Annotated in this window: 22 protein-coding genes; 10 read left to right on the top strand and 12 right to left on the bottom strand. The window is 62.2% G+C overall.

Features of this window, described 5'->3' with window-relative positions; all coding sequences use genetic code 11:
• Window positions 1-65: 65 nt before the first annotated feature.
• From ettA to PLANPX_RS20500, 3 genes are all read left to right on the top strand, one after another.
• Window positions 66-1,745, top strand: a complete 1,680-nt coding sequence (ettA, locus tag PLANPX_RS20505; protein WP_152100530.1) for an energy-dependent translational throttle protein EttA — start codon at window positions 66-68, stop codon at window positions 1,743-1,745.
• Window positions 1,746-1,831: 86 nt separating this feature from the next.
• Complete coding sequence (locus tag PLANPX_RS27520) at window positions 1,832-1,990, top strand: hypothetical protein (RefSeq protein ID WP_172992212.1); 159 nt, start codon at window positions 1,832-1,834, stop codon at window positions 1,988-1,990.
• Window positions 1,991-2,344: 354 nt separating this feature from the next.
• Complete coding sequence (locus PLANPX_RS20500; RefSeq protein ID WP_152100529.1) at window positions 2,345-3,355, top strand: hypothetical protein; 1,011 nt, start codon at window positions 2,345-2,347, stop codon at window positions 3,353-3,355.
• 7 nt (window positions 3,356-3,362) lie between these two features.
• Here PLANPX_RS20500 and PLANPX_RS20495 read toward each other — a convergent pair whose 3' ends face one another.
• The 4 genes from PLANPX_RS20495 to proC form a co-directional block, all read right to left on the bottom strand.
• Window positions 3,363-3,926: a translation elongation factor EF-P gene (locus PLANPX_RS20495; RefSeq protein WP_152100528.1), complete on the bottom strand. Its 564-nt coding sequence runs from the start codon at window positions 3,924-3,926 to the stop codon at window positions 3,363-3,365.
• Between the two features lie 237 nt (window positions 3,927-4,163).
• Complete coding sequence (locus tag PLANPX_RS20490) at window positions 4,164-4,751, bottom strand: hypothetical protein (RefSeq protein WP_152100527.1); 588 nt, start codon at window positions 4,749-4,751, stop codon at window positions 4,164-4,166.
• Window positions 4,752-4,863: 112 nt separating this feature from the next.
• Window positions 4,864-5,106, bottom strand: a complete 243-nt coding sequence (locus PLANPX_RS20485; RefSeq protein WP_152100526.1) for a hypothetical protein — start codon at window positions 5,104-5,106, stop codon at window positions 4,864-4,866.
• A 9-nt stretch (window positions 5,107-5,115) separates the two neighbouring features.
• Window positions 5,116-5,925 carry a pyrroline-5-carboxylate reductase gene (gene proC, locus PLANPX_RS20480; protein WP_152100525.1) on the bottom strand — a complete coding sequence of 270 codons (810 nt, stop codon included), beginning with the start codon at window positions 5,923-5,925 and terminating at the stop codon, window positions 5,116-5,118.
• 313 nt (window positions 5,926-6,238) lie between these two features.
• Between proC and PLANPX_RS20475 the strand changes: the two genes are divergently transcribed.
• From PLANPX_RS20475 to PLANPX_RS20450, 6 genes are all read left to right on the top strand, one after another.
• A complete protein-coding gene (locus PLANPX_RS20475) occupies window positions 6,239-6,676 on the top strand; it encodes a hypothetical protein (RefSeq protein WP_152100524.1) in 438 nt (145 codons plus the stop codon).
• Between the two features lie 125 nt (window positions 6,677-6,801).
• On the top strand, window positions 6,802-7,026 hold the full coding sequence (locus PLANPX_RS20470; protein ID WP_152100523.1) for a hypothetical protein: 225 nt from the start codon (window positions 6,802-6,804) through the stop codon (window positions 7,024-7,026).
• 224 nt (window positions 7,027-7,250) lie between these two features.
• Window positions 7,251-8,579 carry a hypothetical protein gene (locus PLANPX_RS20465; protein WP_152100522.1) on the top strand — a complete coding sequence of 443 codons (1,329 nt, stop codon included), beginning with the start codon at window positions 7,251-7,253 and terminating at the stop codon, window positions 8,577-8,579.
• Between the two features lie 403 nt (window positions 8,580-8,982).
• Window positions 8,983-11,157, top strand: coding sequence for a carboxy terminal-processing peptidase (locus tag PLANPX_RS20460; RefSeq protein WP_152100521.1), 2,175 nt, complete (start codon window positions 8,983-8,985; stop codon window positions 11,155-11,157).
• 337 nt (window positions 11,158-11,494) lie between these two features.
• Window positions 11,495-12,688 (top strand): choice-of-anchor tandem repeat NxxGxxAF-containing protein, encoded by a 1,194-nt coding sequence (locus tag PLANPX_RS20455; protein ID WP_152100520.1) that lies wholly within the window; start codon window positions 11,495-11,497, stop codon window positions 12,686-12,688.
• 145 nt (window positions 12,689-12,833) lie between these two features.
• Complete coding sequence (locus tag PLANPX_RS20450) at window positions 12,834-13,301, top strand: hypothetical protein (RefSeq protein WP_232536201.1); 468 nt, start codon at window positions 12,834-12,836, stop codon at window positions 13,299-13,301.
• Window positions 13,302-13,438: 137 nt separating this feature from the next.
• Here PLANPX_RS20450 and PLANPX_RS20445 read toward each other — a convergent pair whose 3' ends face one another.
• The 3 genes from PLANPX_RS20445 to trpD form a co-directional block, all read right to left on the bottom strand.
• The gene (locus PLANPX_RS20445; RefSeq protein WP_152100519.1) at window positions 13,439-15,007 is read right to left on the bottom strand and encodes a hypothetical protein; all 1,569 of its coding nucleotides are present in this window, start codon (window positions 15,005-15,007) and stop codon (window positions 13,439-13,441) included.
• A gap of 792 nt (window positions 15,008-15,799) precedes the next feature.
• Window positions 15,800-16,606 (bottom strand): MBL fold metallo-hydrolase, encoded by an 807-nt coding sequence (locus PLANPX_RS20440; protein ID WP_232536200.1) that lies wholly within the window; start codon window positions 16,604-16,606, stop codon window positions 15,800-15,802.
• 332 nt (window positions 16,607-16,938) lie between these two features.
• The gene (gene trpD, locus PLANPX_RS20435; RefSeq protein WP_152100518.1) at window positions 16,939-17,961 is read right to left on the bottom strand and encodes an anthranilate phosphoribosyltransferase; all 1,023 of its coding nucleotides are present in this window, start codon (window positions 17,959-17,961) and stop codon (window positions 16,939-16,941) included.
• A 477-nt stretch (window positions 17,962-18,438) separates the two neighbouring features.
• On the opposite strand from trpD, the gene PLANPX_RS20430 reads away from it, so the two are divergent.
• Window positions 18,439-19,368 carry a nucleoside hydrolase gene (locus tag PLANPX_RS20430; protein ID WP_152100517.1) on the top strand — a complete coding sequence of 310 codons (930 nt, stop codon included), beginning with the start codon at window positions 18,439-18,441 and terminating at the stop codon, window positions 19,366-19,368.
• 222 nt (window positions 19,369-19,590) lie between these two features.
• On the opposite strand, the gene PLANPX_RS20425 is transcribed toward PLANPX_RS20430, so the two are convergent.
• The 5 genes from PLANPX_RS20425 to PLANPX_RS20405 form a co-directional block, all read right to left on the bottom strand.
• On the bottom strand, window positions 19,591-20,250 hold the full coding sequence (locus PLANPX_RS20425; RefSeq protein ID WP_152100516.1) for a hypothetical protein: 660 nt from the start codon (window positions 20,248-20,250) through the stop codon (window positions 19,591-19,593).
• 4 nt (window positions 20,251-20,254) lie between these two features.
• Window positions 20,255-20,863: an RNA polymerase sigma factor gene (locus PLANPX_RS20420; RefSeq protein WP_152100515.1), complete on the bottom strand. Its 609-nt coding sequence runs from the start codon at window positions 20,861-20,863 to the stop codon at window positions 20,255-20,257.
• Window positions 20,864-20,865: 2 nt separating this feature from the next.
• Window positions 20,866-21,849 carry a hypothetical protein gene (locus tag PLANPX_RS20415; protein ID WP_152100514.1) on the bottom strand — a complete coding sequence of 328 codons (984 nt, stop codon included), beginning with the start codon at window positions 21,847-21,849 and terminating at the stop codon, window positions 20,866-20,868.
• A 228-nt stretch (window positions 21,850-22,077) separates the two neighbouring features.
• Window positions 22,078-23,247, bottom strand: coding sequence for a S1C family serine protease (locus PLANPX_RS20410; RefSeq protein ID WP_152100513.1), 1,170 nt, complete (start codon window positions 23,245-23,247; stop codon window positions 22,078-22,080).
• 109 nt (window positions 23,248-23,356) lie between these two features.
• Window positions 23,357-23,797: a TraR/DksA family transcriptional regulator gene (locus PLANPX_RS20405; RefSeq protein ID WP_152100512.1), complete on the bottom strand. Its 441-nt coding sequence runs from the start codon at window positions 23,795-23,797 to the stop codon at window positions 23,357-23,359.
• Window positions 23,798-23,973: the final 176 nt, after the last annotated feature.

Here is a 23,973-nt window from a genome sequence, read left to right as displayed (position 1 = left end):
GCCCGCGGCGCGTCTGCCGCCCGAGTCGCACACCATTCCCTACACAAACGAAACAGTCGCTTCGCATGGGTCAGAAATACATCTACCAAATCTCCAATCTCAACAAAAAGATTGGCCAACGCGAAATCCTCAAAGACGTCAATTTGGCGTTCTACCCCGGCGCGAAGATCGGCGTCCTCGGTCGCAACGGCGCCGGCAAAAGCACGCTGCTACGGATCATGGCGGGGATCGATAAGGACTTCGACGGCGAAGCGAAGCTGACCGAAGGCTTCACCGTCGGCATGCTCACGCAAGAGCCGCACCTCAATCCCGAGAAGGACGTCCGCGGCAACATCGACGAAGCGGTCGCCGGCACGCTCGCCCTGCTGAAGGAATTCGAGGAAATCGGCGAGAAGTACGCCGAGGTCGCCGACGATCCCGACGCGATGGAAAAGTTGATGAACCGGCAGGCCGTCCTGCAGGACAAAATCGAAGCGTGCAACGCCTGGGAACTCGACCGCCAGATCGAAATCGCGATGGACGCGATGAACCTGCCCCCGAGCGATGCCGACGTCACGAAACTCTCCGGCGGCGAGAAGCGTCGCGTCGCGCTCTGCAAATTGCTGCTTGAGCACCCCGACTTGCTGCTGCTCGACGAACCGACGAACCATCTCGACGCCGAGAGCGTCGCGTGGCTCGAACGCCACTTGGCCGATTACACCGGCACGATCGTCGCCGTGACCCACGATCGTTACTTCCTCGACAACGTCGCCGGCTGGATTCTTGAAATCGAATATGGCCGCGGCTTGCCGTTCGAAGGGAACTACACCTCGTGGCTCGAGCAAAAGCAAAAGCGGCTCGCGCTCGAAGAGAAGCAGGAATCGGCCCGCCAACGCGCGCTGGCGAAGGAACTCGAGTGGATCCGCATGGCCCCCAAGGCTCGCCAGGCGAAGAGCAAGGCTCGCGTGAACGCCTACGAGAAGATGGTCGCCGAGCAGATCGAGCAGAAAGTCGAAGAGCTCGAAATCCAGATCCCGCCCGGCAAGCGGCTGGGCGATCGCGTCATCGACGCCGAAAACCTCGGCAAGTCGTATGGCGACCGCGTGATTTTCGAGAACGTCAACTTCCGGCTCCCCGCGGGCGGCATCGTCGGCGTCATTGGGGCCAACGGCGCCGGCAAGACGACGATGCTTCGCATGCTGATGGGCCAAGAGAAGCCCGACACGGGGCAGCTCGTCATCGGCGAGACGGTGGAACTCGGCTACGTCGATCAGTCACGCGACGACCTCGACCCCAACAAGACCGTCTACGAGGAAATCTCCGGCGGCCTCGACAACCTGCAGATGGGCAAAACGACGATGAACTCGCGGGCCTACGTCTCGCGGTTCAACTTCACGAAGACCGATCAGCAAAAGAAGGTCGGCGTCCTCTCCGGCGGCGAGCGCAACCGCGTCCACCTGGCGAAGCTGCTCCGCAAGGGGACGAACGTCCTGCTGCTCGACGAACCGACGAACGACCTCGACGTCGACACGCTGCGGTCGCTCGAAGAAGCCGTGGCCAACTTCGTCGGCTGCGCCGTGGTCGTGAGCCACGATCGCTGGTTCCTCGACCGCCTCGCGACGCACATTCTCGCCTTCGAGGGCGACGGTTACGTCCACTGGTGCGAAGGCAACTTCCAGATTTACGAATCGCAACGCCGCGAGCGTCTGGGCGTCGGCGCCGACGAACCCCACCGTTTCAAGTACAAGAAGCTGCAGCAAAACTAACGCCGCAGTACATTTCGAATTCGCCCATACACATTTTTTAGCCCCCGGTTCTTCAAACCGGGGGCCGCACGGAGCGCACCCAACCCATGAGCATCATCCGCGTCGGTTCCACACAAAAATTCTCCGACAACTGGGAGAACATCTTCAGCAGCAAGAAGGCCAAGCCTGCCGAAAAGGCGACCGCCAAGAAAGCCAAGAAGAAAGCCGCCAAGCCAAAGGCGGCAAAGAAGAAGGCCAAAGGCTAAGCGCAGCGTAGTCGTCTTCATGGGTGCCATGCTTTCGCCCTTCAAGGCGTGAACATGCCGAACCCAAGTGCAACGCTCAATCTCGCTGCAGCATGCCGACGCTCCGCGACGACATGCCACCCGTCTGCCGTTCCCGTGCATCGCCAATCGCTCGGAGGCATGGCCGTGTCCGAGACTGCTCTTCTCTCGCCACTCCCAAATAAACGCCGATGGCGGCGCCTCCATTGGCTCACGTGGGTAGTGCTCCTTATTACCGGCGCTGTCACAACAATCATCGTGGCGCCCGCTGAACTGAGCCACCGCGCCTTGGGCGTCCCTTTTGTGGAACCCCTCAACAGGCGGCCTCCCCAAGTCGTGCACGCATATCTGTGCGGCTGGCCGGCGCCGTACGCGGAAATCGCTCGCGGCTTCGAGGGGCCAGGCTGGCCTGCTTACACCGACGCCGTCGATCCGGCGCGCAGTAGCGTAAGTTGGTGGAACAAATATGCATGGCCGTTCGAGGCCGACGCTTACCAGTGGTTGCCGCGAGGCATCGCCTATACGCTGCTGATTCTGCTCGCGATCCCGCTCTTGGTTGCGACGGCGTGCGAGCTATGGATTCGCCGTCGCGGCGGCCGGTTGCGGCTCAAGATCGTCGACCTCCTAGTGGCGACGACGCTACTGGCCGGCCTGCTGGGCTGGGGAGCGTCTCACCGCAGCCGCCAATTCCACGAGACGGCTGTGATCGAACAGTTGCGCGAGGCCGATGCTCTCTTCGAGAACCGGTTTCCGCTTGCCGGCCCGTTTCATCACACCACTTATTCGTACTTAGCGAGAAGTCCCTGGCAGCGCGAGCTTTCCATCTTCTATCACGGCGGCGTCAGGTACGAACACCAAGCTCCCTTCTGGCTCGTCAGACTCTGCGGCTCGCAACGAGCGCTCTCGTTTTACATTCACCCCACGGGAATCATCGTCGATCCGACTCGTCTGTCGGATGATGATTGGATGCTCATCGAGCAACTCGGGACGCTCGAGCAATTGCGCTTCGTCGATCGGCTCGCGGACGGCGACGTCGAGAAACTGTCGCGTTTAACGGGAGTTCGCTCCCTGGCGCTCGATGAGAAACGAGTTGGTGCACTCGCTTATCCCCGACAGCCAACAGTCGGCCGGGAACTCGACTTGGCGCGTATTTCCCAGCTCGATCACGTCGAAGCGGTCGAACTCGCGATCACAGGCGTGAAGGACGAGCACCTAGAAAAGCTGCTAACACTGCCGAACCTCCAGCGGATCGACATGCAGGGGCTGTACGTCGACGATGCGGAACGAGCGAAACTCGAAGCCTTCCGCGACGGCCACCCCGAGCTAAAGATCCAGATGCGCTGGTGAACGGGTGCTACGCCCGCCCCAAGAACGCCCCGGTCCGCGTGTCGACCTTAATCGACTCGCCCTGCTTCAAATATTCCGGCACCTGCACAAAGAAGCCGGTCGAGAGCTTCGCCGGCTTGTTGCGTGACGTGGCCGAGTTCCCCTTGATGCCCGGATCGCATTCGATGATCTCCAGCGTCACCGACGCTGGGAGTTGCAGGCCGACGCACTGGTCGTTGTAGATCAGGGCGAGCATCCCTTCGAGCGATTCGGTCACGTACTGCATCTCGTCGGCAATGTCGGCGAGGGGCAGGGCGTACTGCTCGTAGTTCTCGGAGTCGAGCAGGTGGACCTGCTCGACGTCGCTGTACATCAGCGTGACGGCTCGCTTTTCGAAGTCGGCGTCGGGCAGGTTGTCGGTTCCCTTGTGAACGAGGTCGACCTTTTGCTTGGTCACCAGGTTCCGCGCGCGGAACTTGTAGAGCGTCGTGCCGCCGCGGGCCGACGGCGATTGCACCATGATGGTTTCGATAATGATCGGGGCGCCATCATGTTTGACGATGCCGCCGGGCTTGAGATCTTTTGCGAGCATGGTAATTGGCCCCGTGAAGGGGATGCCAATGATCGGTGAAGGTATTAAATCAAAGACTTCAACACAGAGAGCACAGAGCACACAGAGAAATTCATTGATCGCCTTCTTCTCTGTGTTCCCTGTGCTCTCTGTGTTGAATGTATTTCTTTTTTTTGACGTTAGTCACGTCGCCTGAATTGGTGCAGTCACCAGTTTATGGACGCCGTTTGCCGCTGCAAGTCGGGCTGAAAGGCCAACCTACACGATCTCGCCGGAGGCGGGATCGAAGGTGATGCCTTTGGTGAGCCCCTGCAGGGCGTCGACCACCGTCAGCAGGCAGGTCGGGTCGAACACTTCCATCGCCGCTTCCATGTCGACGTCTTCGTCGTCGCCGAACTCGGCGTCATCCCACGACAACTCCGAGGCAAACTCGGCGACTTCTGCCTCGCGGGTGACCGGCTTCGGCTGCGAGCCGGTGCCCCCCTTGGGCACCCGCTCGAAGTGAGCCACGTCGAGCCGGGCGTCGGCCGAGACGATCGCCTGCAACTGCTTTGGCGTCATCTTCGATTGCAGCTCTTTCGCCCACTGCATGTTCTGCTCGGCGATCGCGTCGCCCATCTCGAAGCTCACCTCGACCGCGGCGTTGTCCTCGGGCGATTCAATGAGCACCGAAGCGAACAACCCGTCGTCGTCGGCCAGGAGATTCTCCAGCCGCAGTCGCGGGTTGGCCGCGGTAAGGGCCCGTTCGACTTGCGTGAGCGTCGGCCGCCGCTTGGCCGGGAACAAGATAAAGTAGGTTTCCAGCCAGAGGAGTTCGTCTCCCTTGCCGCTCGATTGTTTCGCCATCGTTCTTCTCCTCTGCTCCTGTCATCCTGAGCGAAGCGAAGGATCTAGAGAATCCAAACGTGCTTCCAGATTCTTCGCTGCGCTCAGAATGACACTCCGGCTGTCCATAAAACTACCAGGGTTCTTCGTCCCCTTCTTCCTCCGGGCCGGGGTCGCCTTGCCACGCCTCAATCTGGGCGAGCATCTTGTCGCGTTCTTCCGGCTTCGCCCACACCGACTCGTCTTGCTCGAGACGAATCTCGTAAAAGCCTTCGCGTTGGCATTCTTCGTCGCCGCAGAAGTGAGGCACCGCCGCGATCCACATGACGCGGTAGATAGGAACGAACTTATCGTCGATCTGACAAAAGATGGACATGAACTACCCTTACGCTTTTCCTAACTCGATAGAACGATTCGTAGCCGCCTCGACCGCCGCTTGGAGTGCGGCCGCGCCGTCGCGGGCGGCGAGCGCGTTGAGCCCGGCGAGCGTCGTGCCGTTCGGGCTGGTGACGTGGCTGCGCAACTCGGCAGGCGAGAGGCCCGTTTGCGACAGCATCGCCGCGGCCCCGGCGGCCGTTTGCGTGGCGAGTTCCAGCGCGAGCTCAGGCGACAACCCGCCGGCCACGCCCCCCGCCGCCATCGCTTCGATCACGGTGTAAATGAACGCCGGGCCCGAACCGCTCAAGCCAGTGACGGCATCGAGCAGCGGCTCCTCGACTTCGTACGACTTGCCGACGCTCTCCAGCAGCCGTTCGACGGTCGCCGCATCGTCGGCGGTGGCTGTCGTATCGAGCGCGAACGCGCTGGCGCCAAGCCCGATCAGGCAAGGCGTGTTCGGCATGACGCGGATGATTCGCGTCCCAGGCGGCAGTTGCTCGGCGAGCCGTTGGAGCGTGACGCCTGCGGCGATCGACACCAACAAGTGCCGCGGCTCGACGTGCGGTTTGATGCCCGCCAGCACGCCCGACATCATCTGCGGCTTCACGGCGAGGACGACCGTGTCGCAGGCGGCGAGGATCGCGGCGTTGTCGGCGGTAACTTGGGCGCCTTCCAACTGACTAGCGAACTTCGTGCGCGACTCTTCGTGCGGATCGCTCGCTAGCACTTGCTCGGCCGCGACCAAATTTACCTCGACGCACCCGCGTGCGAGTGCAGTCGCCATACGGCCGGCGCCGATAAAACCTATGTTTTTCATGCAGTGTGGCGGATGACGCAGTTCGTCGCTGCCGACGAAGCGTGAATTACGAAGGATGGGGGGCGGAAGCGGGCCGATTTTGACGGCATTCGCCACGCTTTCCACGGACTTATCAACGAGATCGCAGAGGCCATCGTAGGCCAATTGGGCGGGGGGGACAATCGCCCGATCGCCTCCCTTTCCCAACCGCCCTGGACCAATTCCAGGGAATTTGGAACACTTCGCCGCCGCTCGCTGGCGCTCCCTTCGGGAGACCGCGCCGCGGGCGGAGCGTCACACTCAAATTCGAGTCGAGAATTCAAGGAACCACGACATGAACGTCGCACGACTTCTGCTGTGGATTGGCATCACGGCGGCGGTAGCCGCACCCCGGTTGGCGGTCGCTCAAGAAGCGCCGGCCCAACAACAAGCCGACGACATCACTCCGACCGAGGAGTCGGCGAGCCCCTGGGGTTGGATGAAGATGCCAACCGTGACCATGCCGAAAATCAGCTGGCCGAAGATGCCGGCCGATCCGCTGGCCCCCATCAAGTCGAGCGCCAAAAAGGTGAGCGACGGCGGCAAGAAGGCCTGGGAAGGGACCAAGGAAATCTTCACCGGCGGCAAGTCGGAACAGCCCGCCACCAGCGTCGCTGATGCGAGCGCGTCGCCGTCGTGGTGGGAACGCTTGACCGGCGGCGGCGAAAAGAAGCAAGAACCAGAAGGCCCCGCCACGATCAACGAGTGGATGGCCCAGAAGCGAGTCGAGTAGTTCCGAAGTTAACGAACTCCTCCAGCGAGCCTAGCTCCTCAGCGAGCCGGAGCGTTCATCGCCCCGGTCCACCCGCTTCTCTCTTCAAGCTCCAGAACGCCGTGCCGCCCTCCAGAGGTCTCACGATGCAACGCCCGCAGTTCAACGCCGCTCGCTTTTATCGCACCGCGGTGAGCTGCGGCCTGCTGGCCGCCAGCTGCGCGTTCATCGGCTGCCAAAGCATCGCCCCCAAGGGGCTCGGCAGCCTCACTGCCCATCAGCGCGACCAAAAGGCGATCAAGCAAGCGAAGAACGATCCGTTCCCCTCGCCCAGCGACGTCGGCCTCGGCGAACGATCGAAGACTTTCTAGGCGGGCCCATTGTTGTGGGAGGCGTCTCCGACGCCGATGACGCATTACTTCGAAAGCGGCTCAGCTGTGGATGCCGTAATCGGCGTCAGAGACGCCTCCCACAGAATCGCCTAGACGCGCAGCTACTTTAGGATTCTGAGCAGGGCCGATAGACGGCGCTCCTGCGACAGCTGCATAATTACGAGCAGACGATTTGCCCGTAATCCTCCGCCGCGGCGCCTGCCATGAAGTTCGAGCCCCACCTGCCGCAGCTCCCCTCATTGAGCGAGCTGCTGGAACATCCCCGCGTCAAAGGCGCCGTCGAGCGGATCAATCGCTCGACCGTTGCGCAACGGGCCACCGGCTTCCTCGACGAGCTCCGTGCCACCGTCGTCGATCGCGCCGGCCGCCTCGAAGTCCCGTCGGTTGGTCACTTGGCTGAGCGCCTCGTCCGTCGCCTCCTCGGCGAACCGGCCGGCGGCGGTCTCGCGATCAACGCCACTGGCGTCGTCATTGGCGCAGGCGACCTTGCGCCGCCGCTCGCCGATGCGGCCGCGCACGCGATGCTGCAACTGGCGGGCGAGTTCCACCATCGCGGCGGCGCGCTGCAGCAGGCCGCCGAACGCGAGCTCGCCCAACTCGTCGGCGCCGAGTCAGCGCTCGTCGTCAACAACCTCGAGGCCGCGATCGCGTTGGTACTCGCCGCTAGCAGCGGCGGCCGCGATGCGTTGCTCATTGGCGGCGTCGAGCAGCCGGCCAGCAACATCGACTGGCGGAGTCTCGCTGCCCGCAATGGCGTCGCGCTCCGCAATGTCGGCGATACCCATGCCCTCGAAACCGTCGACGCTCACCCCGCCGTTGTCTTGCGGGCGCCCGACTCCGAACCGTGGCTCACCATCGAAGCCGCAGCCGCTGCTGCCAAGCGCTTCCGCGTCCCGTTCATCGACGTCGCTCCTTTCGCGGGCGTCATCAATCCGCAATCACACGGCCTCGGCCCGGTGGAAACGGCCGCCGAACGCCTCGCCGCCGGCGCCGATCTCGTGGTGATCGACGGCGGCGGCCTGCTCGGCGGCCCCTCGTGCGGCCTACTCGTCGGCAAACGGAGCGTCATCGAAGCCGCAACGAATCACCCGCTGCACCGCCTCGCCGCGGCGAACTCGCTGGTCGCGGCCGCGCTCCACGCCACGATCCACGCCTATCGCGACGACGAGCAGGGCGCCGTGTTCGCCATCCCCGTCTGGCAACTCCTTTCGGCCCCTATCGCCAATCTGCAGCAACGGGCCGAACGCCTGGCAGCGCTCATCGCCGCCTTGCCGAACATCGACTCGGCGAATGCCGCGTCGATCGAGTCGACTTGGCTCCGCCTCGGCGAGGTCGAACGCCGCGCCGCCGATTGGATCATCGACGTTCACCCCCGCGACAAATCGGCCGCGAAGGTCGTCGCCGAACTCGCCGCCGCGTCGCAACCGATCATCGCCGCCGAAGCCGACGGCGCCGTCCGGCTCCATCTTCGCTCCCTCTTCCCGCGGTCCGATCAGCGGCTGGTCGCCGAACTCGAACGCTGTACCGCGTGACGAGCTGTCTGGTTCGTAACGACCGCTGGCGGAAAACGGATCAGAATCGCGTAGCGCCGCTGGCACTCGCGGCCTGCCGGGGCCGATTGTCCCCGCCGTTTGCGACGACCCGCAGGGCCCGCCCAGCCTGTAAAACCTGAGGGGTTACAGCGATCTTGCCGCCACTGGAGGGCCCCGTTACGATGCCCCATAGATTCCGCAACTGGTTGCCGCGTAAGGGGCATCGCACCGTTCAGCCCCCTTTTCGGTTCCGCCAAGAGTCGCGGACGGAGAGCCCCCTCTCCAACCTTTCCTGAGCCTCGTGCCGGCGCTGGCCGATCCACTTCGCTCCTGATCGCGTAGAGGGATAGCATAGCCGCTGCTACCTGCACAAATTCTCGTTTACTCGAAGAGGCACATACACATGTTTCGATCAGCCATGAAGGGCGCCGGAGCGAAGACGCGCCGGAGATTGCTGGGACTCGCCCTCGTCGGCGTGGCAACGTCGACCCTCGTCGCGCCCCTGGCGACCGCTCGTCCGACCGATCCGGACCCGCGCGAGAAGATCAAGCAGAAGAACATCTCGATCTTCGTCTCGTCGCTGATCGACAAGCGTCACATGGCCAAGCTGGGCGTCGGCGACGACATCTCGCAACGCGCACTGGAGATGTATTTCAAGACGCTTGACCCGATGAAGCTCTACTTCTACCAAAGCGACATCGACCAGTTCGCCCCCGAGTCGACCAAGATCGACGACTACATCAAGGCGGGCGACGTCACGCTCGCCAAGAAAATCTTCGACCTGTTCCTCACTCGCGTCGCCGAACGGACCGCCGTCGCCCAAAAGTTGGTCGACGCGCCGCACGATTTCACCGTCGACGAGTCGATGGAGCGCGATCCCGAAAAGATGTCGTGGTTCAAGACTAAGGAAGAAGCCGACGAACGTTGGCGCAAGCGGGTGAAGTACGACCTGCTGCTCCAAACCACCGACAAAGAAACGCCGGCTGATCAAACCCTCGATCGCCTCCACAAGCGTTACCGCGCCATCGACAAGCGCTGGGACCAAACGAGCAACGACGAGCTGCTCGAAATGTTCCTCACCGCCGTGACGATGAGCTTCGATCCCCACAGCAGCTACATGTCGCCGGAGAATCTCGAGAACTTCGCGATTCAAATGCGGCTGGAACTCGACGGCATCGGCGCTTCGCTCGAATCGAAGTACGGCGAAACCGTCGTCCGCCACATCGTCCCCGGCGGCGCCGCCGATAAAGACGGCCGCCTCAAGGTCGACGACGTCATCACCGGCGTCGCTCAAGGCCCCGAGGGCGAGATGATCGACATCACCGACATGAAGCTCAACGACGTCGTGATGAAGATTCGCGGCAAACCGGGGAGCGTCGTTCGCCTCGAAGTGAAGAAGGCCGGCGGCGCCGAGCTCGCCAACTACGACATCACCCGCGCTCGCATCGAGCTGAAGGATAGCGAAGCCCGCAGCGCCGTCGTCGAACGCGGCCCGAAGGGCGAAGTCGTGAAGGCTGAGGAAGGTTCATCGCTGAAGGTGGCCGACGATCCCAACGCCGCCACCGGCAACGTCATCGAGCAAAAGAGCGCTGACGGCACGGTGTTCCGCATCGGCGTCATCAACCTGCCCAGCTTCTACATGGACATGGAAGGCCGTCGCAGCGGTCGCGAGGACTACAAGAGCGCCGTCCGCGACGTTCGCCGGCTCCTCGAAGAACTGAAGCAACAAAAGGTCGACATGATCGTGATGGACCTCCGCTTCAACGGCGGCGGTTCGCTCCCCGAGTCGGTCGAAATGACCGGTCTGTTCATCGACCAAGGTCCGGTCGTGCAGGTGAAGGGCCCCGATGGCCGCGTCATCCCGCACGACGACGACAAGCCGGGCGCCGTTTGGGAAGGCCCGCTGATGGTCGTAATTAACAAGTTCAGCGCCAGCGCCAGCGAGATCTTCGCCGGAGCGATCCAAGACTACGGTCGCGGCATCGTCGTCGGCGACAAGGCGACGCACGGCAAGGGCACGGTTCAGGAACTTGAAGAACTCGGCCGCTACGTCAATCAGTTCGCTCCGCCGAACTACGGCGCCCTGAAGATGACGATCCAACAGTTCTACCGCCCCGGCGGCGACAGCACGCAAAACCGCGGCGTCGTCTCCGACGTCGAACTGCCGTCGCAGACCACCCACTGGCCGGTCGGCGAATCGGATCTCGACTACGCGTTGAAGTTCGACAGCGTGCTGCCCCGGCCGCACGAGAACTACCCGAACGCTTCGCCAAAGACCCTCGACGAACTCCGCAGCCGCTCGACCGCTCGCGTCGAGAAGAGCAAGGACTTCGACAAGGTAAAGAAGCAAATCGCTCGCTACCTGGAACGCAAGGACGAACCCCTCACGCTCAACAAGGAAAAGTTCATCGCCGAACGCGACGAGCTGAATACCGAAAAGGAGCAAGAGGAAATGTTCGACGACCTCGCGGCAGGCGACAAGCCAGTCTTCCCGCAGAACTTCTATAACGACGAGCTGATCGCGATCGCTCTCGATTATCTGGAACTGCTGGGCGACGGCCGCTTGGCTGCCCGCTAAGCGACGAGCTTATAGTTAGTTTTCAAAAGGACCGCGGACGACCATTCGTCCGCGGTCCTTTTTTATTGCGCGACGTTCTCACGCAGTAGCCGCGGGTCAACGACCCGCCGGAGCGCCCCGCAAACCGATAGTGAGCGCATTGGAAGGGTGGCATGCTTTCGCCCCCAAAGGCGTAAGCATGCAGAACCCCAAATCAACACAACATGCCGCCCGCCCGTTGAATCCGGCTGCCAATCCGCTTGCTTGGTCGCGCCCCAAAATAATTTGACTTCTGGTGCGCCATCTTCTAAATTCGCACTTAGCTGTCCGTGGGGGGAACAACACGGGAGCTAGAGGCATGAGATACAATCTTTTCTCGACGACTTCTTCGTCAACTGCGCCAGTTTGGTCGCGATTAAGCCATATAAGGTTATGGCTCATCCCAGTCATCTTCGCAGCGACGCTTTGCGCGACTTTAGGCGATCTCAAAGCGCAGCCGTACAAGTTCACTCGCATCGCGGACACCGCATCCGGCTATCAATGGCCTGTAACTCCTGCCATTACCAACTCGGGAAGCGTGGTGTTCAAAGCGAAAATGTCAGACGGTAACGTGGGGATTTTTCGTAGCAGCGGCGATGGCGTCGAGACCCTCGTTAACGGCAGTGGCGTCTTTGATGATATCGGCGAATTTGCAACCAACGACTCTGGCCATGTAGTGTTTACTGGCCGGAATGCTTCGGCATACGGCGTTTACAAGTTCGTGAATGGGATAGTCAGCTTAGTTGCGGATGAATCGGAAGGGATGAGCCTGTTCCGCGGAGTTACGATTAATGATTCGGGCGAGGTGGCCTTCGTCGCTCAGGTTGCGAATCGATTCGGCATTTTCACTGGTCCCGACGTGACGACCGATCGAGTAGCCGGCGATAACGGCATTACACTTCATCCCTGGTATTCATTTCCGGAGATAGATGATGACGGTTCGATTGTATTCTGCGCTAGGAGGAGTCAACCTTCGCGCACTTTCGGCGTTTTCCGCGCGTCGGGCGACTCGGTTGATCTGATCGCACCAATGCCGGGAGAGGCTAACGAAGATATCGCAATTGGAACTGATGGCAGCGTGCTGACGCTGTCGAAAGACGAATTGGGAATTGAGAGCATACTCAGCCATCGCGCAGGAGTGACTCAAACAATCGTTGACACCTCGGGAGAGTTTTGGGTTCTTCGGTCGCCTCAAATGAACGCCAACGGGCAGATTGTGTTCCAGGCTTCGCTCGATAACCACGCAAGAGGAATCTTCGTGGGGCCGAATCCGACTGCGGATAAGGTAATTCTCTCTGGCGACTCGCTGTTCGGCGGAGTCGTCGACTATTTTCAATTCGGCAGCGGCTTCAACGACGCCGGACAGGTTGCTTTTGCCTACGTTCTAACGAACGGAGTAAGCGGAATCGCATTAGCGACCCCCGTGCCAGAACCTTGCGCGGCAGTCCATTCGGCGTTTCTCTTCATGTTGATTGCATGGCGGCGCCGCGCGGCGCGCCCTAATCTTCGATGACGCGAGTTTGACGGCTTTCGAGCACTTGTATATCGCCGGAGCGCTCAATTCCTTCACAAAGCCAGCGAGTTTGCTAACATCCACCAATAACGCTGCATTAAAAAGCGGCCAAACTGCGCTCGCCAAACGTGAGGAGGATCTCGCCATGACGACGTTACTACTCGCCGCGTGGATGATTTGGTCGGGAGCCCCGGCCGCTCCCCCCACGCAAAGCCCCACGGCCACCGTGCTCGGCCCGAAGAACTACTGCGACGGTGACGTCATCGAAATCACCGACGTCCGCTCCACGTCGCCGCGGCTGGAGCAAGGCGATTCAATCACCGTCCGCGGCCGCTACCGGCTGGACAGCCACGCCGAGGCCCAACTGACGCTCTACCTCACGCAAACCGAGGGCGACGGCCGCGAAGAAACAGAGCGGACGCAAACGATGAGCGTCAAACAAGGCTTGGGCGAGTTCGAGCTAAAAATCACCGTCAAGCATCGCGGCGCGCTCCATCTTTCGTACTACAACCTCAAGAGCGGCAAACCCTTCGGCGGCGTCTACTTCGGCACGGCCGAGCAGATGGAACGCATCAAAGACTGGAAGCTCGGCCCCTACGCCTCCAAAGACTGACGCACAGGGCGCCATGCTTTCGCCCTTAAGGCGTAAGCATGCCGACCAAACGCAAAGCCACCTTCCGCCCCCATGTCGACGCTCCGCGACGACATGCCACGCACCGCTTAGGCGGCAGCCGGGGTTGCCTCGCTCGATCACGCGGCGCCGAGCAGTTCGAAGGCGGCGTCAAACAGGCTCGCACTCTCAGACGCGACTGAGGTCGTAGCGCCAACGGCCCGCTTGAGGACCGGGCGATCGCCGCCGGAAGGCGAAGCAGGCGTCACGGGAAGGTTACCGGTATTCGCGGCGCGCCGTTGGCCGCCGTCGTCGGAGTTGCCCAATTGCGCGTAGTAGGCGTCTAACGAAAACTTAGGGGGCGAAGCCGGCGAAACGACGGGAGCGATGACCGGCGCGACGGCAGTCCGATTGCCGGCGGTCAACACGAGTTCCGGCGACACCGAAACGGTGTAGTTCCCGACGTTCCCGTAGTCGCCCATGCTTTTCACGACCACCATGTAGTCGCCGGGCGCCACCTCGGCGTGGAGGCTGGCGTGGTCCCAACGGAAGCCGTTGTTCGTGACGTTCGCGCTGGCGACAAGCCCCTGGGAAGACCACAACTCGACCTTGGGGGCAAGATTGTTGAACCATTCCAATCCATGGACGGCCACGTTGATCGAACCGCCGCTGGTCGTGAACCGGAAGCCGTCGGCGTCGGAAGTCTGCTCGATGATTCCCTGACCGGTCATCGTCCCGTTATAGGTCAGCGGCATGCTCAGCGGGGTCGCGGCAGACCAGTCGCCGCCATGATCGTCGGTACGGTTGCCTAGTTTCCAGGACAGAAACGCCATATCGTCCTGCAGGCCGTCTTCCGCCATCCCAAGATTCCAAGTCGTGCGATCCGTCGAATTGTTGTCGCCCATGATCGGCGTCCAGATCGCCGTGCCCGGGTGGTATTCGGAGATCACTTCGCCATTGGCGTCGAAGACCACGTGATGCCTCAAGCCAAAGGCATGGCCGGCCTCGTGCGAGATCGTGGTCGCAACCTTGATCCGCTCGGTGAACAGGTTGCTGTATTCTTCCTCGAAGACGTAAACCACATTGCTCTTATCGCTCTCGTTGAACGAGTCGAGATCGCTCGTTCCCGTGGGGCGTTCCGTGTCGGCGAAGTTGACGTACCAATCGGTGCTCGCCCCGCCGATGGCGACGCGCAACGCGTGGCCGTCATTGAAGTCGCCGTAATAGTGCGTGGTCACGTTGATGTTGAACGGCGCGTAATCTTCAGCTACTGCCGCCCAGACGTCGCGAATGAACTGCTGCTCCTCGGCGTCGAAGTGCGCGGGATCGTAATCCCCGTCATAGGCAGGCGTCGTGATATTCGCATACTCTCCTCGCCCATTCCGCCAACTTGCCTGAAAGTGTCCCGTGAAGTCGAGGTAAAGCGTCTTCGGCGCCCCGGGCAAACTGTCCAGCATCGGCAGCCCCATATCGGCGTCTAGTTCCGCCTCCGTGAGTTGTTGATTCTCCGTCGGCCAATCGCCGATAACGTCCGGAAAATGGGCCGTGGGGACCTCGACCAAAAAACCTGGCGGGGTTTGGGGCCCATATTCCGTCACCGCGTTGACGACGTGGTCGTCATTCTGGAGGAAATCGTCGTAGAAACTAGCGCCGGCGATGGCGACGGCAACGTCGCCAGCCATCATTTGGCGGTTTTCAAGGCGTTCCATGCGAAATCGAGCGGGGCGGTTGGACATTTTTCTGAATGGTTTTGTGTGGTCGAGGGATGCCGTCGGCTGCAAATTGCTACCGTTTCACTAGGTAAGGCGTAGCCTCGGCCTCGACGTTACATCCGCCGGGCGCTGTGTGTTCGCCCATCTAGGGGGAAGCATGCGGAACCCAAAGAGAGATGGAGCCCCGGTCCCATGCCGACGCTCCGCGACGACATGCCACCCAACCGGCGAGCACTTCGGACTGGTAGCTTAAGCGACCAGTCCAATGCGGCGCCCATCCCGTTTGCCTCAGCGCCTCGCGCACTCGTGCCAGGGTGGCCGAAAATAGCAAATTGTCAGCGCTCATCCGATTCGCTAACGTGAATCAAAGCGATTGCCGCGTTATCCCATGCGTGCCCGCGAGCGCATCCAGCGAGTTGAAGTTGGCTTGTAGCTAACGCCACACTCACGCCGCCGTTCCTGGGCAGGCGCTGCGCTTAGCCTTTGGCCAAAGAGGGAAGCGTTGGCGGAGATTTGGAGGAGGGAACTAACGTCTGATGTCGCATCCCAAGATAATGTCGCCACGGCAATTGTCGCCGCAACTCAAACGAGATAAGTCACTTACGCTTAGTGTCGCCAAAAATGCGAAATGCGACACCAAGCGACTAGATCACGACAGCAAGGTTCGTGTCGTCCGCCTTGCTAGCCGCAATTCCTGTCCCCAAAGCAACTTAGGAATTCTGTCGCCAAAAACGCGATTAGCGACAAAATGCGACGCGACAGAATGGGAGGTCAAAAAATCAAACGGCGTTACGTCAATTCAATTTCTAACCCGTCGAACGCCAGTTCGACTCCCGCCGGCAACTCGGCGTTCATCGTTGCGTGATCAAAATAATGCGACAAATGCGTCAGCAACGTTCGCCGCGGTTGCAGCTCGCGCCACACGCCGAGCGCTTCGTCGAGGCCGAAGTGGGTCGCGTGCGGTTCGCGCCGCAAGCAATCGAGGATCAGCACGTCGAGGCCGCGCAGCCGCTCCATGCTCTCGGCCGGAATCGAGTTGACGTCGGTGCAATAAGCGACGTTGCCGATCCGAAATCCAAGCACCGGCACCCATGGCCCATGTTGCAGCCGTACCGGCAAGATCGTCGCCCCCAACACGCTAAAGGGCTCCAAGCCGATCGTTTGCATAGTGAGCTGCGGAATCGCGCCCGCATGCAACCGCTCCGGCGATTGAAAGGCGTAATCAAACGACTTGCGAATCCGCGCTTCGACCGGCGGCTCGCAGTAGAGTGGCACCGGCCCGCCCAAGTAAAACTGCATTAGCCGCAGGTCGTCGAGGCCGAAAATGTGGTCGGCATGCTCATGGGTGTACGCCACGGCATGAACGAGCCCGATCCGCTCGCGCAGCAACTGATGCCGCAGATCGGGCGGCGTATCGATCAGCAGATTCCCCTCTGGCAGCCCGATCGCCAGTCCGCAACGGGTGCGATTGTTCCGCGGATCGTTGCTCGTGCAAACGTCGCAATCGCAGCCAATCGCCGGCACGCCGACGCTGGTTCCCGTGCCGAGAAAAACCAGGCGTCCGGAAATGTCTCGGCTGGCAGGCTGACGCGACACGGCGGCGAGAACTCACAAGGTACGGGGGGGGCGAAGCGGGACGTCCCCAAAGTCTAACAGCCGACCCCGCCGGAGAAAATCACGACAAGTACTTCAAAATACTTAACCGCCAAGGACGCCAAGAGCGCCAAGGAAAACAGGGGAATTGTTGAACCACCACGGCACAACGAGCACGACGAAAGGCAACTCGACCCATCTAGCTCTTCGTCTTCCTTTGCGCCTCTGCGCCTTTGCGTGAGATCTTTCTTACAAAAGCAAAAAGCTCACGCAAAGGCGCGAAGGCGCAAAGAAATTGAAATTACGGTGATGAACTGAACCAGATACCAAATGGCCTAATCAGCATGCGAAACCGCGACCAGCTTCTGCAGCAGTTCAGCGGCGGCGCCCGAGTCGATTGCCTGCGCCGCTCTGTGCGCCGCGTCGATCGGTTGCAGCTCCGGCTCGACGGCGATCAGCCCCGCCGCTGCATTGAGGATGACGATGTCGCGGCCCGGGCCAGGTTCGCCGGCCAGCACGCGGCGGACAAGCGCCGCGCTCTCCGCGGGCCCGTCAATGCGGAGCGACTCGAGCGACGCCGGCTGCAGCCCAAACTCCTCAGGCTTGAAGGTCAGCTCGCGCTGTTTGCCGCGCGTCACTTCGGAGACGTTCGTCTCGCGTGCGATCGTGAGTTCTCCGAGTCCATCGGCGCCGCTCACCACGAGGGCTCGCTCAACGTCGAGCAGTTGCAACGCCTCTGCCAAGAGCGGCCGCAGATGCGGCAGCCCAGCGCCCAGCAACTGGTGAGACGCACCAGCCGGATTCGACAGCGGCCCCAACACATTAAAAATCGTCCGAATCCCCAGTTCCTTCCGCACGGCCGAGACATGCCGCATCGCCGGGTGCATGAGCGGGGCGAAGCAAAAGCAAATGCCCAACTCATCGAGGCAGCGTTCAATCTGCGGGACCGAGGCGGCGATGTTCACGCCCAGTTCCGCCAGCAGGTCGGCCGAGCCGCTGCGGCTGGTGACGCTGCGGTTGCCATGCTTGGCCACCGGGACACCCGCCGCGGCGATGACGATCGCCGCCGTGGTGCTCACGTTGAACAGGTTGCTGCCGCTGCCGCCGGTGCCGCAGGTGTCGAGCAGCACGTCGTAGCGGCTGCGGATCGGCGTCATGTGCTCGCGCATCGCCCGGGCGGCGCCCGCCACTTCCTCGGCCGTTTCCCCCTTCGCGGCGAGCGAGGTGAGGAACAGGCCGATCTCGCCGGCGGGCCGTTCGCCCGACATGATCGCTCCCATCGCTGCAGTCATCTCGCTGGCGGGGAGATCTTCGCCTGCAGCGAGGCGGCCGAGAAGCGTCGTGAAAGTGTCGGGCATGGGCGAGCCGATGATGGGCGTAAGCAAAACAGGGCGGAAGCTGCCATTCTAGCTGGCTGGAACTCCAGGCAGTATGGGCGGAACCCAGGAACTACTGCTGTTTAACCGCCAAGGACGCCAAGAGCGCCAAGGAAAATACGAGGGATTATTGAACCACGACGGCACGACGAACACGACGGAAGCGGGGAGCGCTTCCCTCCCTATTTCCTGCTTTATCTTTGCGCCTCTGCGCCTTTGCGTGAGATCTTTCTTACAAAAACAAAAAGCTCACGCAAAGGCGCGAAGGCGCAAAGGAGATTACGGGAAAGCCGGATTCTTCCTTGGCGCTCTTGGCGTCCTTGGCGGTTGATTGATTAGTTAAATAAGCCGCGAGCCACCCCAGCCGGTTGGGTTGTTCCGTTGCTGGCATCCTCCTAGAATGCGCAGCCAAACCGCCGGCGAATTTCCGCTCAAACTGGCCCCTACGGCACGAAGCCCATGCCTCGCAAAGTGATTCTCGACGTCGACCCCGGCGTGAGCGACGCCCTTGCCGTCTGCCTGGCGATCGCCCATCCCGACCTGGAAGTCGTGGCCGTCACCGCGACGGGCGGCAACGTCGTCCCGCGGCAGGCGAGCCGCAACGTCCAGGCGATCATCGAGCACCTCGATCCGCCCCGCTGGCCCCGCATCGGCGTCGCCGACGAAGAGCAGCCGCTACGGACCGATGGCCGCGAATTGTGGGGCGCCGACGGCTTCTGCGGCGCCACGCTCGGCATTGCTGAACTCCACCAGCAGCATCCCGCGCTGAAGGTGATTGCCGAGGAGATTCGCAACGACCCGGGCGGCGTGACGATCATCGCCGGCGGGCCGCTCCACAACATTGCGGCGGCGTTCCAACTCGATCCCGAACTCGCGCTGCAAGTCGGCCACCTGATCATCGTCGGCGGCACGCTTGAAGGCCCCGGCGACGTCACCGCGGCGGCCGAGTTCAACATGTACTGCGATGCGGAATCGGCGCAGCGGGTCTTCCGCTCCCACGCGACGACGACGCTGCTGCCGCTCGACGTCACGAGCCGAGCGGCCCTCACGTACGAACTGCTGAGCAATTTGCCGAGCGAAGGTTCGTCGCTCGGCCGGCTGCTGCGGACGCTCTTGCCAGGCGCCTTCCAATCGTACCGGCAGCGGCTCGGGCTTGAGTCGATGTACGCCGCCGAAGCGGTGGCGGTGATGTCGATCCTGCGGCCCGAACTGCTCGTCACCGAGGCGATGCCGGTCGACGTTGAGACCGAGGGGATGATCACCTACGGCGCCACCGTCATCGATCGCCGCCCGCGGACGTTCGACCGCCCGAACATGGATGTGGCCGTCGAGATCGACGCGCCGGCGATCGTCGAGGGGATCATGCGCGGCCTGCGAGCGGGCTTCTAGCCCCGGGCGGGTAAGTCTATTCAACAGCTAGCCGCCGTGAGCACAGGAGAAATAAAACCCTGAGGTCCCCTCCCCTTGAGGGGGAGGGTTAGGGAGGGGTGAAAGAAGCGGGCGCCAGCGTTCCACCCCCTCCCCAGCCCTCCCCTCAAGGGGGAGGGAGCCACAACACTCATAGTGGCGGCGCCGGCACTGCAATAAGCTTCGGAGCCCGGGGCTAAATCGCTAATTGATGGTTTCGTCGCCGCCCGTTTCATACGGCAGCCCCACGACCTTCGCCGCACTGCTCGGCAGGCGATAGGCGAAGAACGACACCGTAGCGTTCACGCGATTTCCCAACGCATCACGCTGCTGCCGCACTTGTTCATCAACAGCTCCGAAGGTCAGGCGAGTTGCGGCGCCGGCTGCTGTACTGAACGCGACCGTCGGCGAGTGGCGGAGTGCGGGCTTCAGCGTGGGCCACGAGGCGAACGGTTCGCCGAACGGTAGGATCTCCTCGGTTGCAAGCCAGCCTTCCTCCATCGCTGCAACGAACAACGCCGCATCGGCCGCGGAAGGGGCGTGTGCGACGCGTTCCGATGGCGCTTCCAGCGCCTGCCAGGCAATGACGATTACTGCCAAGCAACTCGCCAATGCTCCCGCGATGAGCCACCGCGGCCACCCGCCGCCAACCGCCTGTGCGGACTGAAGTCTCTGCCCCGCCGTAGGATCGATGCTCCGCCACGCTGCGGCGTCAGTTCGCAGCGTGGTCGCCAACTGCCGCGCCGCCGCCTCGTACCGTGTCGACTCTGCGTCGCCGGCTAGCCAATCACGTAGCCAGTGCGGCGGTTCGCGGCGTGCGTCGAGCGAGCGACTCACGAGCCACTGGGCGAGGAAGCGACGCATGGAACTACCGTTCCTTTCGGGAGGACTGGTGGGCCGTTTGGTTGACCGACTCGCGGACGAGAATCACCCGGGCGCGATGGAGCAACACCCGCACGCCGATGCGGCTGCGGCCTAAGCGGCGGGCAATCTCTGCGACTTCGCAATTCTCGCCGAAGCGGAGCCAAGTGGCCGTGAACTGCGATTCGGAGAGGACGGCTCGCGCCAGCCGCCAGATGTTCTCCGCCTCCTCCTGCTGCTCCACGATCTCCGGGGCCTCAGCTCCTGATTGAGCTGGTTCGAGCTCCGCCTGGCCGAGTGAAACATGTTCCGGCCGGCGGGCCCGCTGGCGTCGTTTATCGATTGCCGCCCGGCGAGCAATCGTGTGGATCCAGGTTGAAAACTGATAGCGCGGGTCGAACTCGTCGAGTCGCTGATACGCGCGCGCGAACGCCTCTTGGGCGAGATCTTCCGCCTCATGACTACCGGTCCCGTATCGGCGTTCCAGTAGCGCGATTACCCGCGGCCGGTAAATGTGGACGAGCGCCGCAAACGAATCGACGCAGCCCCCTTGCGCGCGGCGAACCAATTCGCCGGCGTCGAGGGCTGCGTCGGAATCCGAGCGCTCGATCAGCATCGCTACTTGTTCTTCAGCTTCTCTTCGAGCAACGCCGTCACTTCCGCCGCGGGGATCTGCAGGCCGACCTTCACGGTCGCCCCGTCGCGGGTCGTCACGGCGTCGTCCACGAGGCCGCTAATTTTCTGCAGTTTGGCGTCTTCAGGGTTAGCCGTCTTGGCGAACTCAAGCATCGCGATGAATCCCTGCGCCATCTGGCGAAGTTGTTCAGCTTGCTGTTCGTTGCCGGCGACCAAGGCGAACTTTATCTCCACCCGGCCATCGGCTTCGTCGATGTTCAGCGTGGCGTCTTTGAGGATTTTAGCAATATTCGCCGGCGGGCCTTCCTCCTGGAAGTCTTCGGGCAGCTTCACGGTCTTCAGCGACAGCAGGCGGTCTTCGGCCTGTTCGATGGCGAAGTCACGCGATGCTTCGCTGCTGGCCGCTTTGCTGGCCGCTTGATCGATCAACCCCGTGACTGCTTCGCGCTTCGGCGAGAAGAGGATGCGGCGATTGCCCGCTTCGTCGGTGACGAACGCGACGTACAGCGTTTGCCCTGCATCGGGCGCGGCGGAGTGGATTTGCTGGCCTTCGTATTCGGTCACTTGATACTCCGGCAGGCCGAGGAGCAGGCCTTCCAGATTGCCGGTCGTCTTGCCGAGTTGCACGACGGCGATGAGCGAATTCTCTGGTTCTTCGTAATCGGCGGCCGAGACGGCGATCGTCTTCACCTCTTCGAGCGGGTTGAAGCCAACGATCTGCTCGACTTGCCGCAGGGCTTCTTCGCGGCTGGTGTTGCCCTTTTGAGCAAGCTTCTCGACCGCCTTCTCCATGGCGAAGTCGAGGATCTTGCCGCCGACTTCGGAGTTGCGAACGGCCTGCAGGTTGAGCTCCAGCAAGAACGCCGAGTCGCTCGGCAGGCGGTAGGTCGTTTCGGCGGCGAGCGCCGTGCCGGCCCAGGGGCCGCTGAGGAGCGCGAGTGCCGCGAGGAGGAGATATCGCATCATGGACGCCTTCCAAGTGAAAACCGTGTGAAAAATCGGCTCGGCTACCGGTATTCGCCGGGCCGTACGCGATCTTTTACGCCAGACGGGGGAGGGCGTTACAGAATCAGCAAAAAATGTGAGAGGGGTCTCTGACCCCGAAGCGGCGTAAAGCTACCACTGCCGCCAGTTGTGGTGAGCGGTATCGGCGTCGGAGACGCCTCCCACAAACAGCAGGCCTCGGTCGCGCTGCTAGCGGGCTGCTTTGAGCGCCGCATCATTATCGGCGGCGAAGTCGTCGAGCCGGCCGATCTGAGCTTTGATATTCAGCATCTGGCCGTTGCGGAGGACGACGAGGTCGACGGGGCGGCCGACGTCGGAGAGCTTCACCAAGTTGATCAGATGCTGATCGCTCTCGATGTTCGAGCTGTTGAAGCGAAGGATGACGTCGTTCGTCTGAACGCCCGCGAGCGCGGCGGGCGAGCGTTCCGTCACCTGCTTCACGAGGGCGCCCATCAGCCGCGGCAGGCCGACCGTCTTAGCGGCTTCGAGATTAAAATTGCCGTCGAGCATCACGCCCAGAAAACCGCGATCGACGCGGCCATGCTCAACGAGCTGGCGGGTGATGCTCATCGCGATATTCATCGGAATCGAGAAGCCGATGCCATCGTTACCGCCCGAGTTGCTGGCGATCGCCGTGTTGAGGCCGATCACTTCGCCGCGGAGGCTCACGAGCGGACCGCCGCTGTTGCCGGGATTGATCGCGGCGTCGGTCTGCATGAAGTTCTGGTAGTCGACGCCGCCGTCGCCGAGGTCGAGGTTCGAGCGTCCCATCCCGCTGATGATGCCGCGGGTGACGCTCTGGCGGAGGTTGAACGGATTGCCGAACGCCATCACGACGTCGCCGATCTCGCACTGCTCGCTGTCGCCGACGCGTGCTGGGATCAGGTCAGGCGCATCGACGGCCAGCGCAGCGACGTCGGTCTCGGGATCGGTGAAGATCTCGGTTGGCTTGATCTCGCGGCCGTCGTGAAGCTCGAGCCGAATATGCTCGGGATCGGAGTGCTTCACCACATGCCGGTTGGTGAGCACATAGTTCTTCCCGCCGACGGCGATGATGACGCCGGAGCCGGCTTCTTCGACCTCGCGACGGAAGCGGAACTCGGCGAGCGGCTTGGCCTGCACGTGCACCACGGAGGGCGCTACGAGGCGGACGACCCGCTTGTAGATGCCCAGTTCTCGCTCCATTGCTGCGACGTCTCGGTGGAGCTCGTCGAACAGCAGGTCGCGCTCCGAGGGGAGCGTCGCCGGTGCGGGCGTCTGCTGGGCGCGTAGCGTCGCCGGTAGGGAAAGCGCGCTAGCGGCTGACAGCCCGGCAAGTAGCGACAGCCGAACCAGAGGGGACGCAAAACGGTGCGACATCAGCCGACGACTCCATCGAGAACAAGCTCGCGCGTCGACTCCAACCGACGCGTTTTCTGCGTCGATTGTAACCCCCCGGAGGCATGCCGGGAAACGCTGGCAGCGATTTTCAGCCGGCTTCGAGGTCGCTGAACGATACGTCGACGTCGGCGCCGCCGTCGAGGACGCGGCTCCAGTCGCCAGCGTAGCCGCTGCCGCCGCCCGAGGATTCCATCGCCCGCTGGCATTCGATGCAACTGGTGGCGTAGGGGAGGGCGTTCAGGCGAGCCAGCGGAATCTTGCAGTTGCAGATTTCGCAGACGCCGTAGTTGCCGGCACGCATCCGCTCGAGTGCGACTTCGATGCTGCCGAGTTCGCGGCTTTCCACCTCGGCCAGCTTCGAGCTGATTTCATCCTGCGCGGCGTCGAGGGCAGCGTCGACGACGTCGCCGCCCGTCTGCTCGCTAAGCGACTTGAGCAAGCTCAAGTCACCGGCCAGCGCACGCCGGAGGGCGTCGCGGCGCTTGACGAGCACTTCGCGCATTTTTTGGATGGAGTCGTTGCGAGCCATGGTGGTGTACCTTCTTGGTAGCGGTGCGACGCTTGATTCATTCGCAGGGCAGTACGTCTCCGACTGCCAATCGCATCGTCTTCCGCCTCGTTCGAGTGCCTCTTCGTTCAATCAGTTTGATCGCGGCGACTGTTCCGATTCGCCGCGACGCCAGCAGGTTTACCGCCCGAATGGGG

Source organism: Lacipirellula parvula, assembly GCF_009177095.1.
Classification (GTDB): Bacteria; Planctomycetota; Planctomycetia; order Pirellulales; family Lacipirellulaceae; genus Lacipirellula; species Lacipirellula parvula.
Note: the sequence above shows the minus strand (reverse complement) of the source record. Positions and strands in the feature narration are given on the sequence as shown.

Excerpts from the sequence above, each read along its gene's own strand:
- ettA (WP_152100530.1), top strand. The coding sequence starts at position 66 with ATGGGTCAGAAATACATCTACCAAATCTCCAATCTCAACAAAAAGATT.
- PLANPX_RS27520 (WP_172992212.1), top strand. The coding sequence starts at position 1,832 with ATGAGCATCATCCGCGTCGGTTCCACACAAAAATTCTCCGACAACTGG.
- PLANPX_RS20495 (WP_152100528.1), bottom strand. The coding sequence starts at position 3,926 with ATGCTCGCAAAAGATCTCAAGCCCGGCGGCATCGTCAAACATGATGGC.
- PLANPX_RS20490 (WP_152100527.1), bottom strand. The coding sequence starts at position 4,751 with ATGGCGAAACAATCGAGCGGCAAGGGAGACGAACTCCTCTGGCTGGAA.
- PLANPX_RS20485 (WP_152100526.1), bottom strand. The coding sequence starts at position 5,106 with ATGTCCATCTTTTGTCAGATCGACGATAAGTTCGTTCCTATCTACCGC.
- proC (WP_152100525.1), bottom strand. The coding sequence starts at position 5,925 with ATGAAAAACATAGGTTTTATCGGCGCCGGCCGTATGGCGACTGCACTC.
- PLANPX_RS20475 (WP_152100524.1), top strand. The coding sequence starts at position 6,239 with ATGAACGTCGCACGACTTCTGCTGTGGATTGGCATCACGGCGGCGGTA.
- PLANPX_RS20470 (WP_152100523.1), top strand. The coding sequence starts at position 6,802 with ATGCAACGCCCGCAGTTCAACGCCGCTCGCTTTTATCGCACCGCGGTG.
- PLANPX_RS20465 (WP_152100522.1), top strand. The coding sequence starts at position 7,251 with ATGAAGTTCGAGCCCCACCTGCCGCAGCTCCCCTCATTGAGCGAGCTG.
- PLANPX_RS20460 (WP_152100521.1), top strand. The coding sequence starts at position 8,983 with ATGTTTCGATCAGCCATGAAGGGCGCCGGAGCGAAGACGCGCCGGAGA.
- PLANPX_RS20455 (WP_152100520.1), top strand. The coding sequence starts at position 11,495 with ATGAGATACAATCTTTTCTCGACGACTTCTTCGTCAACTGCGCCAGTT.
- PLANPX_RS20450 (WP_232536201.1), top strand. The coding sequence starts at position 12,834 with ATGACGACGTTACTACTCGCCGCGTGGATGATTTGGTCGGGAGCCCCG.
- PLANPX_RS20445 (WP_152100519.1), bottom strand. The coding sequence starts at position 15,007 with ATGGAACGCCTTGAAAACCGCCAAATGATGGCTGGCGACGTTGCCGTC.
- trpD (WP_152100518.1), bottom strand. The coding sequence starts at position 17,961 with ATGCCCGACACTTTCACGACGCTTCTCGGCCGCCTCGCTGCAGGCGAA.
- PLANPX_RS20430 (WP_152100517.1), top strand. The coding sequence starts at position 18,439 with ATGCCTCGCAAAGTGATTCTCGACGTCGACCCCGGCGTGAGCGACGCC.
- PLANPX_RS20425 (WP_152100516.1), bottom strand. The coding sequence starts at position 20,250 with ATGCGTCGCTTCCTCGCCCAGTGGCTCGTGAGTCGCTCGCTCGACGCA.
- PLANPX_RS20420 (WP_152100515.1), bottom strand. The coding sequence starts at position 20,863 with ATGCTGATCGAGCGCTCGGATTCCGACGCAGCCCTCGACGCCGGCGAA.
- PLANPX_RS20415 (WP_152100514.1), bottom strand. The coding sequence starts at position 21,849 with ATGATGCGATATCTCCTCCTCGCGGCACTCGCGCTCCTCAGCGGCCCC.
- PLANPX_RS20410 (WP_152100513.1), bottom strand. The coding sequence starts at position 23,247 with ATGTCGCACCGTTTTGCGTCCCCTCTGGTTCGGCTGTCGCTACTTGCC.
- PLANPX_RS20405 (WP_152100512.1), bottom strand. The coding sequence starts at position 23,797 with ATGGCTCGCAACGACTCCATCCAAAAAATGCGCGAAGTGCTCGTCAAG.